We start from the raw sequence: 14,562 nt of genomic DNA, 5'->3' as shown, positions 1-14,562 counted from the left end.
GACCAACCCGGAGAAGACACCGCTGCGCCGATCAGGTTCGGGCAAGCTGGGCGCTGTCGGCCGCGTATGTGTCGGACCGGTGTCCGGCGGTGTCCGGCGGGTGGCGGCGGACGGCCTCGGCGCAGCGGATGGAGGGAGAATCTGCCGGTGAGTGGTGAGCAGCCTGACCCTGGTCAAATCCACAACGTTGCGGAGTTCAAAGACGCGCTTGAACTGCTGCGCGCCGGCCGCTCGTACGCCGCCCTCAACGAGGCCGCCCACGGGGAGCTGCCGCCATCGACGGTGTCGGACCTGCTCAACCCCGGAAAGGGGCTCCCTCGCGAGGAGACGCTGGAGGTGTTCCTGCGCGCCTGCGCAGTGCCGCCTCAACATGAGACCGCCTGGTTGCAGGCCCGCAAACGCGCGAACAGCGCCGGTGATCCGCGTACCGCTGGGTTGATCAGGGTGGCACAGGCCGAGCCGCGCCGGCTGGGGGTGCACGCCGCGATCGATGTTCCCGGCGCCGACGGTGAACTGCCCGCCTACGTCGAACGCGATACCGACACCGCTCCCCGAGGCGTGCGCGCGCTGATCGGCAAAGCCGCCTCAGGCGGGCGGGGCGGCCTGGTCGTGCTGGTCGGCAGTTCATCGGTGGGCAAGACGCGGTGCGCCTTCGAGGCGATACAGGCGCTGTTGCCGGACTGGTGGCTGCTGCACCCCTCCGATACCGCTCAGGTCTGCGCGATCGCCGCTGATCCTCCCGCTCGCCTGGTGGTGTGGCTCGACGAGCTGCAGCGTTACCTCGACTGCCCCGGCGAGTTGCACGCGGGCACGGTCCGGGCTCTGCTGGCACAAGGGGTGGTGCTGGTGGCCGCCTTGTGGCCCGGCCGCTACAACACGTACACAGCCCTGCCGCAGCCTGGCCAGCCGGACCCCCACGCGCAGGCACGAGAACTGCTCTCGCTCGCCGACGTCGTCGACATCGCCGAATGCTTCGCCCCGGACGAGCGCGTCCGCGCCGAGCAGATCGCTGCGGACGGGGATGTCCGGCTCGCCGTCGCCGTCCGCTCCGACGACTACGGGGTGACGCAGACCATCGCCGCCGCCCCTCAGTTGATGCGCCGCTGGCGGCAGGCCGACGCCTACGCCGCGGCGGTCCTCACCGCCGCGGTCGACGCCACCCGCCTCGGCGTGGCCTCACCATTACCGGCCGTGCTGCTCCGTGAAGCCGCCCCCGGCTACTGCGATGCCCGCCAGCGCGCCAAAGCCCCCGCCAACTGGTTCGAAAGCGCACTGGCCTACCTGACGGAGGAACTGCACGGCGCGACCAGCGCGCTCGCTCCGATCGCCGGCTCGCACGGGGGCATGGGTCAGACCGCCGGCTACCGCGTGGCCGACTACCTGCAACAGCACGCCCAGGCCGAACGCCGCCGCGCCAAGATCCCAGCCACTTGCTGGCAAGCCATGACCGACCACCTCACCGACCCCAGCGACCAGACCCGAGTCGGCAACGCAGCCCAAAGCCGGCTGCTGTATCGCTACTCCAACAGCCTCTACCGCAACGCCGCTCAAACCGGAGACCTGGGCGCCGTCTTCCAGTGGGCCAAATTGCAGGCCGAGCGAGGGCAGGTCGAGGAACTGCATGCGCTCGCCAACACTGGAAACCAGCACGCTACCGGCCAGCTTGCCCAACTGCAGGCCGAGCGAGGGCAGATTGAGGAGCTGCGCGCGCTCATCGACGCTGGGAACCAGTACGCCGCCGCCCAGCTCGCCGAACTGCTGGGCGGGCACGGCAAAGTCGAGGAGGTGCGTGCGCTCGTCGATGCGGGACACTCTGCCGCCGCCTGGGTGTTGGCCAGGCTGCTGGCTGAGCGAGGGAAGGTTGAGGAGGTGCGTGCGCTCGTCATCGCGGGACACTCAGCCGCCACCGTGGTGATGGCCGAGCTGCTCGGCGTGCGGGGGGAGGCCGAGCAGCTGCGCGCGCTCATCGGTGCTGGGAACCAGCACGCCGTCTTCTGGCTCGCCAGGCTGCTGGCCGAACGGGGGGAGGTCGAGGAGCTGTGGGCGCTCGTCGACGCGGGACACTCAGCCGCCGCCTTGGAGCTGGCCAAGCTGCTGGCTGAGCGGGAGCGGGTCGAGGAGTTGCGCACGCTCATCGGCGCCGGACACCCGGTCGCTACCTTCGAGTTGGCCAGGCTGCTGGCCAGACGAGGGGAGATCGATGAACTGCGGGGACTCGTCCACGCCGGAGACATGACTACCGTCTTCTGGCTCGCCAGGCTGCTGGCCGAACGGGGGGAGGTCGAGGAGCTGTGGGCGCTCGTCGACGCGGGACACTCAGCCGCCGCCTTGGAGCTAGCCAAGCTGCTGGGCAGGCGGGAGGATGTTGCTGAGCTGCGCGCGCTGGTCGATGCCGGACATGCAGTCGCCGCTGATTGGCTGGCTGCGGCGCTCATCAAGCGGGGACAGGTGGAAGAGGCCGAGCGGCTGCGGCGCGATGGTCTGGAGGCGGACTGAGCCAGACCAGACCGTGTAGTCATTCTGTATCCCGACGCCTCCTTCTCCCAACGAAACACGGGCCGGGGCCGATGACCACCGGACGGGTCCTGAGGCACGAGTGGACGATCCACTGGCAATGGCGGACCTGTGATCTCTAGTGTGACCGGCCGCTGCTGTAATCGTGGTGAGACCAATGCATGCGAAGATCGCCGCTTCGGCCCGTATCGACGAGTACCGGGCCCAACGCGGAGGAGAAGCATCATTTGATGAGGCGATGGACGACGGTCGGGACGCTCACCGTGACAGGGTTAGCGCTCCTCGGCATCCCCGCCGCTGGTGCGGCCGGGGCCAGCGACCCGGTCGCGGCGATTCAGCGTCAGCTGGTCAAAGGACACGGCGTGCGGATCGCCGAATACAAAACGTTCAACTCGGGCCCGACCTCTGGCTGGGAGCGTTTCAAGCCGACGAAGGGCGTCGTCGGATTCGGTGACGGCGAAGTGGTGGCGACCGACCTCTGGCACCACCAACTGGGGGACGCAGGCGTCCGCGTTATCTGCATCGGCAAACGCCTTTGGGAGTACGACCCGGCAGAGAAGCGGCCGAAGAGCAAGAAGTGGGTGGCCATCAAGGACGCCTGCCTGGAGCCCTTGGAGACGGGATACCTCCGTTTGGACACGCCGGCCGTGCTCGCGGCCGTGCTGGCGACCACGACGACCACCAAAGCTTCGGATACCTACGATGGCTCACCCACGACCCTCCACCAGGGATCGATCTCGTTCCGTCAGCTGTGGGATGTCCGACCGGATCTGCGCGGCGGCTCAATGAAGGATGAACACGCCGACTGGGAGATCGACTGGCGGCTGTGGATCGGCAAAGACGGCCTCGTACGCCGTGCCTGGTCCAAGTGGCGGCAGCCCGAAGGTGAGATGCTGAAGGGCACCACTGGTGGCCAGGGCTGGTACGGCTTCGTTGAGGATGTCCGCTACTCGGACTGGGGGATGAAGCTCGCCATCAAGCCTCCGCCTGCCGCTCAGACCATCGCCTTCAACAAGCTGAAGCACTGAGTGGCGAGCACAGACATGGGCGAGGCATCCAGGACGGGAAACGATCACTCCGATCCTGGGAAGTGCTCTTCTGAGCATCTGCTCCGCTCCAGGCCAGCGTCTGGTCGAGCGATGGAGGGGCGTGGCCTGCCCATGAACGGAGGCCACTGAGGGGCTTGGCCCGGCGGACCTCCCCGGACTGTCGCCCCCAGACACGCACCCGGGGCCGCCACGATGGCGGTACCGGGCGGGGCACGCGAAGCTCCACGCCCAGGAACACGCACAGCCCGTGCGGCTCGGGGCGGGAGCGAGCGTCCAGGTTGCGCTGGTCCTGCCGCTGGTTGTTCTACTTGGGGGAGCTTTTCTCCGCCTCGATGGAATCGAATCCCCTCTCAGCAACGCTTATAGCGGTGAATTTCTACCACCGGATGCATGCCGCTGCGGGTTGTCACCCAGTCTCATCACGACTTAACGTGAGTACGCGAAGGGCCTCCTACCAGACGGTGTGCGAAGCCTTGCCGGTAGGAGGCCCTCCACCCCTTAGAAGGGGTGGCGCGGATCGAACAGCACCCAGCAGATCCACAACACCAGCTTCACCACCGCCAGTGCCGTACGGATCCAGCCGTACCTATCTCTCCGCTCGCGGCCGTCGTCGTCCATCAGGACTCTCCTTTGCTCCGCCAGACCATCCGGCGGACAGGCCCGGACGGCCACAGCGCAGAGGTCATCGACGGCGCGTGCTCATGATGACGCATAGCAAGGGTCCGCGCGGAGCCGGCAGCCGACGCGGGGCATCCCTTCTCACCCACGGGTGATAAGAATCCGCCCCGGAAGGAGGATCTTCAGCCGCACGCCTCGGGGAACCCGTCAGCGCCGGCAGCACCCAAGCCACAGCCGAAAAGCGGTGCCCGCCTGACCGGCTGGGGTCGCCGGCGCAACCCCAGCCTCTTGCCAAGCGTGGTCCGAGCATGGCACCTTGTGCATGGTTCCGGACGCGATCATGCCCCGCACGGGGGTGTGGCATCACGGAACGATCGGGAGGCCACGGTAACGGCTGCCCGTAGGCCCCGCTGTAGCGGGGATGCTCCCCACGCACGTGGGGGTGAAGCCCTCCATCAGGCAGGGCTCTCGTCGGCGTCTCTTCTACCGCAAGGAACGGGCCATGTTCGATCCCCCTATCGACCTCTCCGGCCTTCCCGGCTACCGGGCTGCCGCCAGCGCGAGGCCTGCCAGGATTGCCTTTCTCGGTCGTTGCTCAACCAAAGACAACCAGGATCCCCGCTCGTCCATCGCCGGACAGCTCGCCGAGGCCAGTGCGCTGCTGGCACCCGGCGAGGTGTTCATCGCCCACTTCTGGGATGTCGAGTCCGGCATGCTGGGCCTGGACGAGCGCAGTCAGGGCACGGCTGAGGACTACGCGCGGCTCGGGGTCCCGGTGGCCCGCGACGGCGGCCTACGCGAGCTGTTGGAGTGGGTAGAGCGCGGCGAACTCGATCGCGTCGGGTGCGAGAGCGTCAGCCGCGTCGCTCGCGACATGCTGTCCAACCTCCAGGTCGAGAATCATCTGAAGTCCCGCGGCGTCTTGCTGGAATGCGCCAACGAGCCCCGTGGCGGCAAGACAACCGGGCAACTGGAGCTGCGCCGCTCGGCACAGGTTCGTGCCGAGATCTTCCGGCATGAGATGCAGGAGCAGTCCATGCGTGGCCATCGCCAGCACACCGCCAACGGCTACCGGCACGGCCCGGCCTGCTACGGCTACATCGCCGTCGTCGACGCGGACGCGCCGCCGGCCGCCCGCCGCTTCGGTGGTGACCGCCCGAAGATGCGTCTCGCGCTGCACCCCGACCGGCGCCGCGCCGACACCGTCGAGGAGGTGTTCCGCCTGCGCCTGCAGGAGCAGATGCCAGATGAGGAGATCGGCCGGCTGCTGGCGGTCGACCTCGAGCGCCACCCCCTGGCCGACGGCCAGGTCCCGTGGACCGGGCGGCGGGTGCGCAGGATGCTCCTGCAGCCGAAGTACTCCGGCTATCAGGTGTTCAACCGGCGGGCAGCGCGCACCGACCGTGGCCGGGCCAATCCGATCGCCGACTGGGTGTGGTCCCGGGCCCTCGCGCATCCGGCGATCGTGACCCTGCAGGAGTGGCACGAGACCCAGCTGGTGACCGCGCGGATGCGCGAGCGGCAGATGCCTGGCTGGGAGCGGGTGAACCAGGCCGCCGCCCAGCGCGGGATCCGGCTCACCGCGCTGCGCGAGAACGACACGCACCTGCTGTACCAGCTTGGCCTGCGGCAACTCGTCCTGCCACGCGGAGAGCTGCCAGCCGCGGTCGCCGACGAAGTCATCCGGCTTCTGGAGGCGAGCGCGTGAGCCGCCGCGGAACTCCGGCCGACCCCGCCCATGACAGCGGCGCCCTCGAAGTGGCAGCCACCCGGCGGGAAGGGCGGTGGACCACACAGGCCGGCACGCACGGCGTCGTCGTCCACGCCCCGACGCTGAAGGCACTGCAGGCCAGCGCGCAGCAGGCACTGGCCCTGACCACGGACACCCCTGCGGTCCCGCCCATCCGGATACACCCGCGATCCGCCGAACTCCACGCCCTGGCCAAGGCACGCCAGCGCTACGACACCGCCCTACGACAAGCGGTGCAGAGCCTGCGCGCGGACGGAGCGACGTGGAGCGACATCGCTTCGGCCTGCCACGTCCGCATCGCTGACGCACAAAACGTCCTTGGGACACCACCGTGACGCCCTCCAGGCAGAGCCCACGCGGCAGAGCGCGCCAGCCGCCACCACCCCTGGGGACAGCGGCGAGTGCACTCCGATGCACGTGACCCGGGGTTCCACCGGGCGCGGCGCCGGCTTCTGCCCGTCCGAGGCTGCCCGCCCGTGGAGATCGTCACCGCAGCCGGACACGAGGTGGACATCGTGCCCGCGGCGGGCGGCACGCCGCCGCACGATGGCGCAGAGCCGGGCCGATCCGGCGCAGGGCCGCTTCCTCAGCACGCTCGGTGTGACCTTTCCAGCGGCCGGCGCGGACACCTCCGCCTACGACGTGATCTTCTTCGCCGCCTGATCACCTCGCGCTGTCGGCGGATCACTCTGGCGAACGCAATTCAGCGTTGAACGCAACGCTTCGACGGCAGCACAACGCACATGGATCCGCGGCCCCCGGCTGTGACGGATCTGGTTGCGGTGACCGAACCATCTTCACCAGGGATTTCTACCTCGTCGAGCGAACGGCAGGCTCGCGATCATGCTGTGGTCGGCATCCTGGCCGCCAGGAGACGAAGGCTTCATTGATCCTGGCGGCGCCGTCGGAGTCTCTGCCGCACCCACACAACGATCAGAATGGTTTCGAGCACTCCAAAAAAGAGATACTCGAAGAGAGTGGGTGCAGCCATTCCAATGAGGGGCATGAGGGCGAGCCTGAACGCGAATAGTGCAACCCCCAGGATGATGAGATTACCGTGTGACATAGGCTTGGAGTCGCGTCTAGGTTTCGACAACATCATCACCCTGAAGAGTTCTGCATCCCATTAGAGCAGCGCTAGTCCTTGGTTTCGTTATTATATATTACGGCGAGCTGCCCCGTGATGTAGGTTACAAGACTGGTCACGCGCCCTGATCGCGAACCGATGGCCCAATCGATCGCCTTGGCCACGGCCGTACCTACTTTTTGAATTCCGGCCTGAATCTTACTGAATATCGTTTTGCCTGCTGCGCTCTGCCAGAAAGCCTTGGCGGCCGGACCTCCAAATGCCCCCATTACAGCGCCAGTGATGACTTTGTCTCGGAAGGTAGCCCAGTTGAATTCTCCTGTGTATAGCGTCTCCACCCAGTAGCCGATCCCAGACGCCAGGCCTCCGAAGATCGCACCACAGAGAGCGGCTCCGGCGCTTGCCGTGGCGATCGTGCAGACACCGGATCCAATTCCGCCCACGACGGCGCTGACTACTCCGACGAGAACTTCGCATATGGTTCCGCACTTGCGGTTGTCCCCTGATTGGCTACCACCGCTGATGCCGCCCGTCATCCCGGGAGCACTACCACCCGAGAGTGCTTGCAGTTCACCCCACAAGTCTGCCAGCTTGTCGGTCGACCAGCCCAGGTAGTAGGCCATTCGGTACAGGTCGCGAGCCTGTGCGTCCGCGTCCCAGTAGCCGTCCGGCGCCACCGCACGTTCGCCCAGGGCGACGTCGTTGAGAATGAAGTTCTCGAAATACCACCGGTTGTCCGTTTCGGCCACTGATGCCACACAGGCAAGGACCTCCCCTTCCCAGTGGCATGGCGTGCTTAGAGCATCTCCCCTGCGTTCCCCGCCCCATGAGTCGATGGCATCGCTAGGGGTGTTGAAGCAGGTGGGGTTGCACCAGGAGCTACTTTGGCCCCAGTTGATGTTAGAGGTGAAGTCACTAGGGTCTTGGTTCCAGCCAAAGGTTCCGCCGCCGCCGCTGGTACCGCGGCCGACGGTGGCATGACCGGTGGGGTCGATGCCGGTCAGAGGTGAGGCGTTGGCGTAGGTGTAGCGGTTGGCCTGGACGGACGGGCTCGGTGCCAGGGTCATGGTGTCGCGGCTGGTGAAGGTGCCGGTGCTGGGCTGGTACCAGCGGGCGTGCATGTTGACCTTACCGGTGTCTAGGTCGGTGTATTCGCCCTGGTAGCCGAGGCTGGTAGCTGTACCGGTTTGCGCGGTGACGGTACCGAAGGGGTCGTAGGCGGTGGAGGTGGCTAGTGCGGTGTTGAATGTGGCGATCAGATCGCCGTGCATGTCGGACAGGGCGGCGAGCGGAGCGCCGGCGCCTTCTTGGAGGCCGAGTAGGCCGCCGTGGGCGTCGCGGGCATAGCGTGCTTGGACGGTGCCGCCGGCGCTGATCGCAGCCAGGTCATTACCAAGGCCAGAGTAGGCGAAGGTCTGGTTGCTGGTGCCGCGGGTGCGTGAGGTGACGCGGTTGAGGGCGTCGTAGCTGTAGAGGCTGTCGCCGTCGGCGATGAGCCGGTCGAAGGCGTCGAAGGTGAACTGGGTGGTGGCGCCGGCCTTGGTCTCGGTGGCGAGGGTGCCGCGCGGTGTGTAGGTGTAGGTGCTGCCGTCGCCGCTGGTGAGCCGGTTGCGCTCGTCGTAGGTGAACGTCTTATCGCCGGCCTTGGTGCGGTTGCCGGAGGCGTCCCACTCATACGCGGTGACTGCGCCGCCGGGGGCGGTCCAGGAGGTCAGGCGTCCGGCGTGGTCGTAGCCGTAGGTGTTGGTGCCTGCTCCAGCGGTACCGGTGGTGGTTTTGGTGGTGAGGTTGTCGTCGTCGTCCCACCCATAGGTGACCTGGGCGAGCTGGGTGCCGGAGCCGTTCTTCAGCGTGTGACTGATCGGCCGGTTCATCGGGTCGTAGTCGAAGCTCTGGGCGCTGCCTTGGCCGGTGGTGGCGGTGATGGTCTTGATGTTGCTGGCTTTGTCGTAGCCGTAGGTGAGCGTGCGGCCGGTGACCGGATCGGTGGCGGTCTTCAGCCGGCTGGCGTTGTCCCAGGTGAACGCGGCGGTGCCGGAGGCGTCGATGCGCTGGGTGGGGTTGCCGAGGGCGTCGTAGCTGTAGGCGGTCTGCTGGCTGCCGTCCTTGGAGATGCTCAGGGGCAGGCCGCGGTCGTTGTAGGCGACGGTCAGGTCGCCCGCCGTGGTGGTGCGGCCGGCGAGGTCGTAGCCGAAAGTCTTCTCCGCGGTGGTGGCGCCGCCGCCCGTGCCCGATTCGTGGGTGAGCCGGTTCAAGTGGTCGAAGGTGCGGTCGATGCGCACACCGCCGGGCTGGATGGTGGCCGTCGGGTTACCGGCGGCATCGTAGAGGTGGGTCCAGGTTCGGTCGGCCAGGTTCGGGTGGGCAGTGGTGGCCGGTTCGGTCACAGTTTCAGCCAGGCCGAGGCTGTTGTAGCTGGTCCAGGTGGCGTTACCACGGCCGTCAGTGAGCCGGGTACGGGCGCCGGTGGCGTCGTAGCCGAAGCTCGTCGTGATCATCTCACCGCTGCTGACGGGCTCGATCAGCGCAGTGATCCGGTTCAGAGCGTCGAAGGTCTGGCGTGTGACGTGCCCTGCACCCGAGGTCTTGCTGATCGGGTTGCCTGTTGCGTCGTAGCTGTAGCCGATGGTGCGAAGTACGGTACCGCCGCTGTCGAGATCCTTGGCGACGGTCTGGCGGCCGGCCAGGTCGTATTCGGCAACTGAGGCGTTACCCAGCGGGTTGATCACCTTGACTAGGCGGCCCGCCAGGTCGAAGGCCATCGTCGTCGTGTTGGTCATCGGGTCGGTAGAGGAAGTCACCTCGCCGGCTGCGTTCACCGCCAGGGTTGTGACCTTGTTACCGGGCTGGATCTGCTTGGTCAGCCGCCCGGCGTCGTCGTACTCCATGGTGGTGACGTAAGCGGCCGTGGTCGGCTGGCGTTCGATTTGGGTGGCAGTGATCTGCCGGCCGAGGTCGTCGTAGGTGGCTTCCGTGCGGGCCCCCGTCGTGTCCACCGTAGCCAGCATCTCGCCAGCCATGTCGTACTCAACGACTGACGTGCCAGCAGTCTGGCCCTGTGGGGCGGGGTCGGTGGCGCGGACCTGGCGGCGGAGTTGGTCGTAGTCGAACGAGGTTACGTTGCCGCGTGGATCGGTGACGGACACCAGAAGCCCAGCCGCATCATAGGCGCGCTCGATGACCGGGGTAACGGCGGTGCCACCTGGCGGGCTGTAGGAAGGGGCGGCCGAAGTCGTCAGCCGGCCTGCTCTGTCGTAGGCCGACACATCGGTACGCCCATCGGCATCCTGCTTGTGCGTTCTGCTTCCCACGGTGTCGTAACCGATCCGAACGGTGGGGCGAGCTCGAGTAGCTGTGCCGTTCTTGTCGACTTGTACCTCGGGCGCAGTGGCTTCCACCAGCCGGTCGAGCGCGTCATAGCGCAGTGTGTGAGTGAAATCGGCGGCGGTGGCGCCATCGGCGTTGCCGCGTGGGTCGGTGATGGAGGTGGCCAGGCCGCGGTCGTCGTAGCCGATGCTGGAGATGATGTCCTGGTCGCCGTTTTCGATCGTCTCCCGGGTGGGCTGGTTCAGCTTGTTGTAGGCGAACGTGGTGGTCTCGGCGCGCGTTGTGCCGGCGGCCGTGCGGGTGGTGCGGGTGACGTTGCCGTTGGCGTCGTAGACGTGGGTGGTGGTGCGGGCCAGGTCGCCCGGATCCAGCGTCTGCGACATCAGCCGGCTCGCCTCGTCATACTCGAACACGTTGATGGTGATGCCGTTGCCGGTCATCTGCTCGATCAGATTGCCTGCCGGGTCATACTCATCGCCCCGCACCACCACGTCACGCGGCGTCGTGGAGCCGTTGAGCTTGGCGTCGTCGGCGATCTGCTCCTTGAGCCGGTTGTCCATCCAGTACACGGTTGTGGTCTTGCGGCCCATCGCGTCAACGCTGGCCGTCAGCCGGCCGCCGGGGTCATACGCGCGTGACTCCAGCACCACGTCCTGCGCCGCTTGCGGGTTGACCGGGCTGCCCGTCCACCCCTTGATCGTGCGTGAGGTGAGTTCACCGCGCTTGCTGTAGCCGGACTCGATCACCGTGCCGCGCGGGTCGGTCACCCTGGTCATCCAGCCGCGCTCGTTCCACCCCTGCTGGACGACGCCGCCCTCCGGATCGGTCACGGTTTCCTGACGGCCGTGCGCGTCGTAGGTGTAGGTGGTGACGCGGTCGGGATCCCCACCGGTCAGATCGACCACGGTTTCGGTGAGCGTCCGGCCATCGGCGTCGTAGGTGTAGCGGATCTGCGCGGTGTGCGTGACGTCGCTGAGCTCGTTCTTCACCGCAGGTGCCGTGCTGGTGGTGATCCGGCTGCGGCCGTCGTAGGCGAACGTGGTCCGCACACCGTCGGGCAAAGCCTGTGAGATCCGGGTGCTGGCGCTCAGGCGGCCGAGTACGTCGTATTCCAGCTTGGTGACCAGCCCCTCGGGGTCGGTCTGTTCGGCTAGGTCGCCAGCTGCGGTGTAGCGGTAGGACCAGGAGTTGCCACGCGCGTCGGTCTTGGTCTCGACCAGGCCGGCCGGGGTGGTGCCGCCGCCGACCGCCGGCTCGCTGCCGTCGGTGTAGGCGGTGCTCACGGTGCGCCCGTTGGGGAAGTCCTGCGTGGCCGGCGTGGTCTGCGAAGTCGGCTCGCCGTGGGTGTTGTAGGCAGTGGTGGTGGCGAAGGTGTTGTCGGTGTCACCGGCCGAGCGGCCGTCGCGATAGGCGATCACCTGGTCGTTGCGCGGGTCAAACGGATCATCGGCGTTGAGATAGTACTGCCAGAACTCGATCGCGCACTCCCCCGGCGCCCGGCAGTATTTGCGGCCGAGGTTGTTGCCGCGCTCGTCCTGGTAAATGTCGTGCGCGATGTCGTTGCGGTCGATGATCTTGGTGAGGAAGCCTGCCTGGTCGTACTCGTACCAGGTGGTGTGGCCGAGTTCGTCCGGGACACCGCGGACGCGGTAGCCGCGCCAGGCGTCATACAGGTAGTCCAGGGTGTTGCCGTCCGGGTCGGTCACCGTGACCTGCGCCTCACCGGACTGCTGCTCGGTGACGATGTCGCCGATCTGCCAGGTGCCGCCGTGCTGGTCGGTGTGCGTGGCGATCCGGTCGCTCTTGTCGTTGTAGGTGTTGGAGGCCCACACCATCCCGGACGGCAGCGTGATCTGCGACAGCTGGTGCGTCGCGCCAGTGCGCGCCGCGTAGTGCTGCTGCACCTCCTCGGCGGTGAGCGGCTTGCCGTACACCGCGACCTCGTCCAGCTGACCCTGGAAGGGGAACGCGCCTGTGGTGGGGGGCACCGCAGGGGAGTGCGCCGGGTTCGCCACGCCGTTGCCGATGGTGGCGTAGGTTCGCCAGGAGGTTACGGTGGCGGTCATCGTGCCGACCTGCGCGCCGTCCAGGAACAGCGTCTGGTTCTGGCCCGCTACCGTCAGCGCCACGTGGTGCCATTGGCCGTCGTTGACCGTGCCGGCAGAGGTGATCGGCGTCATCACCGTGTCCAGCGAGCCGCGCAACTTGCCGTCGGTGCCCACGTACAGCATCGCCCCTCGGGCGAGGCCGGCGGCGTTCTGCCCGGTGCCGGCGGCCATGATCACGCCGGACTGGGTGGTCTTGAACCAGGCTTCCACCGACATCTGGTCCCCCAGATGCGGGATCGTGTTGGACGGCAGTTGGACCACCGATCCGGCCTTGAACGTGGCCGCGGTGTCCGTGGTGCCCGCCAGCGCGCCCTGTTCGCCCAAGGTGATGCCCTGATAGGTCAGATTTCCGGCGCCGTTACCCAGATCCGCGCCTGTGCTGCCGGAGGCCTCGCCCAGCCGCCAGTACGCGTGCGGGTCGGAATTCAGCACGCTGCTGCGATACAGCGAGCCGCTGCTGTAGGCGTAGCTGGTGCAGTTCGGCGCGGCCACCGGCGCGCACACCTGAGTCAGCCGGCCCGCGTCATACACATACGTCCACGTCAGCGGCTGACCGTCGACGGCGTCGCTGGACACCGACGCCACCTGGCCGCCCTGCCAGGTGAACGTCACCGTCCGGCCGCCCACTCCGGCGATCGACGCCAGCTTGCCGGCCGCGTCGTAGGTCAGCGTCTGACTACGGCCGCGCCGGTCGGTGATCTCGGTGAGCTGGCCTTGCGCGTTGAACAGGTAGCTGGTGGCGGCCTTGTCCATCAGCCGCCAGGTCCCGCCGCTCTCCTGTGCCAAGGTGGCGTACGTGCCGGGCGGCGGCTGGAAACTCCCGTCGCCATTGGCGCGGAAACGCACCTGCCGCCCGTCGGGGTAGGTCACCAGCGCTGACGTCGACTCCCCGCGCACCTCCTTGACGATCTTCATGTCCCAACGCGTCGACCACCCCGCGCCGAACATGCCGTCCGTGCGCGTGTCCAGGCTGTTGTAGGTGCGCACCACCGACAGCGGCGGCCCCACCGTCGCCACCTGCAGATCGGTGAACGAGGCGGTGTAGTTGCCGGTCTGCTGGTTGAACTCCTGCCCGCTCGTACCCGGGGTGGCCAGCCACGCGCTCAGCTGCGGCTGCCGCACACCGGTGGTGAACGTTAGCAGCGGCGACGTCGTGGTCGAGGAGTCGTAGGAGTCGCGGACGGTGACCTTCCACCAGTACTGCTTGCCCCACGCCAGCTGCCCTGCCGGCACCGTCCAGTGGTTACGGTTGCCCGCCACGAACCCCGAGGTGAAGCAACCGGTGCCGGACATCGACTCGACGTCACACACCCGGAACCGGTACGACACCGGGTAGTTGCCGTTGCTGCTCCCGCCCCAGGCCCGTAGCGTCGGCGTCAAGGAGTCGACCAGGTATCCCTGCTTGGGGTACACGTCGACCAGGCCCGGAACGGCCAGCACCGATCGCTCGGCAGCTTCGGCCTTCCGCACTCCAGCCGGCAGATCGTCCTCTGCCGCCGGAGCAGAATCCTGCACTCGGTCCTCAGCCGGCACCGCGCCCTTGGGCGGCTTCACCTCCGACTTCCAGCCGCTCTCCGGCACAGCCGCGGCCCCAACCTTCGCCGCTGGAAGCAACGACGGGAACCCAGCCGCGGTCCCGGCCATCTGCTTCGGAATGACGGGCGAGGCCGCGGCATCATTCGCCACCGACGTGTCCGTGGAGGTAGCCGTAGCGGCACCCGCGGGCAATGCCTGCACCATCAGTAAGCCCGGTGCCATACCGGCCAACGCGGCAACGATCCCGGCCGAACGACGCCATGACAAAACCCGGCGCATGCGCCACCACTCCGAACCACAACGGACACCCCGCCGGGGCGTCAGACGTCGCTCTCCGCCGCAGCAGAACGCGCTATTTGCGACGATACGGCTCGGAGCTGATCACTTCCGACGGCAAGCTACGGAAGCGTGATCAGTCAGACAAGGCAGGCGAATATCACAAATGGGAAACCAGCCCCCATTTGTCGGTTACGCCGAGTTATTTTCGCAGTAGGTGCAGAGCATGAGGGTCTGTAACGGATACGCATCTCGCGCGACCATGTCCGTTAGCTGAGACGGTCGTGCAGCGGCCCT

General features: G+C 67.3%; 5 protein-coding genes. 4 read left to right on the top strand and 1 reads right to left on the bottom strand.

What is annotated here, in order from left to right; translation table 11 throughout:
• The first annotated feature begins 147 nt into the window (after positions 1-147).
• The 4 genes from AB0G11_RS19215 to AB0G11_RS19200 all read left to right on the top strand — a co-directional run bounded on the left by AB0G11_RS19215 (position 148) and on the right by AB0G11_RS19200 (position 6,266).
• Positions 148-2,496 carry a hypothetical protein gene (locus AB0G11_RS19215; protein ID WP_357587121.1) on the top strand — a complete coding sequence of 783 codons (2,349 nt, stop codon included), beginning with the start codon at positions 148-150 and terminating at the stop codon, positions 2,494-2,496.
• Positions 2,497-2,744: 248 nt separating this feature from the next.
• Positions 2,745-3,542, top strand: a complete 798-nt coding sequence (locus tag AB0G11_RS19210) for a hypothetical protein (RefSeq protein ID WP_357587119.1) — start codon at positions 2,745-2,747, stop codon at positions 3,540-3,542.
• 1,141 nt (positions 3,543-4,683) lie between these two features.
• Positions 4,684-5,889: a recombinase family protein gene (locus AB0G11_RS19205; RefSeq protein ID WP_357587117.1), complete on the top strand. Its 1,206-nt coding sequence runs from the start codon at positions 4,684-4,686 to the stop codon at positions 5,887-5,889.
• Positions 5,886-6,266 (top strand): hypothetical protein, encoded by a 381-nt coding sequence (locus AB0G11_RS19200; protein WP_357587115.1) that lies wholly within the window; start codon positions 5,886-5,888, stop codon positions 6,264-6,266. Before AB0G11_RS19205 ends, AB0G11_RS19200 begins: the two co-directional genes overlap by 4 nt.
• An 802-nt stretch (positions 6,267-7,068) precedes the next feature.
• On the opposite strand, the gene AB0G11_RS19195 is transcribed toward AB0G11_RS19200, so the two are convergent.
• Positions 7,069-14,268, bottom strand: a complete 7,200-nt coding sequence (locus AB0G11_RS19195; RefSeq protein WP_357587113.1) for a LamG-like jellyroll fold domain-containing protein — start codon at positions 14,266-14,268, stop codon at positions 7,069-7,071.
• Between the last annotated feature and the right edge of the window lie 294 nt (positions 14,269-14,562).

This window comes from Nonomuraea sp. NPDC023979 (genome assembly GCF_040639085.1).
Lineage (GTDB): Bacteria > Actinomycetota > Actinomycetes > Streptosporangiales > Streptosporangiaceae > Nonomuraea > Nonomuraea ceibae.
The sequence above is the reverse complement of the archived record's forward strand: the minus strand, read 5'-3'. Positions and strand labels throughout refer to the sequence as shown.